The organism is Oleiphilus sp. HI0125, assembly GCF_001635355.1.
Window position 1 is genome coordinate 1 of the sequence record NZ_LWGF01000742.1, and the last position, 499, is coordinate 499.

The 499-nt window shown below is 47.7% G+C and carries 1 protein-coding gene; it reads right to left on the reverse strand.

The features are described from left to right. Window positions 1-499: PhoX family phosphatase (locus tag A3762_RS11140; RefSeq protein ID WP_156493404.1), on the reverse strand; the 499-nt coding region annotated here is incomplete at both ends.

Sequence of the window (499 nt, forward strand, 5' to 3'; positions counted from 1 at the left end):
CCATCAACACGTAACTTAGATGGAATAACAGCGAGCATTTGGTCGTTGGTATAGTTTTCAACTTCGTCTGCACCATTATCGGTTTGAATCCACATAATGCCGCGGTTATCAAACAACAGGCCGTCAGGGCTTGCGAACTGATTCATCTCAGTCAGACCAGAATTATTGTAGCTCGCTGCATCAACGCCCGAAGATGGTGCACCAAATACAAAGATATCCCATTCAAATGCAGTTGGTTCTGTACTCTCATCCCAACGAAGAATATGGCCATACTTATTGTCTATACGCGGATTAGCTGGGTTTGTCCCTGTTGTCGCATCACGGCGCGTATTGTTAGTGAGAGTGAGATAAACACTACCTGTGATTGGATCGACTGCACACCATTCTGGACGGTCCATTGGGGTTGCGCCTACGGCATCCGCTGCTCCTGGAGTGTTAAGAATCAATTCACTGATTCTTAACACTCCAGGAGCAGCGGATGCCGTAGGCGCAACCCCAA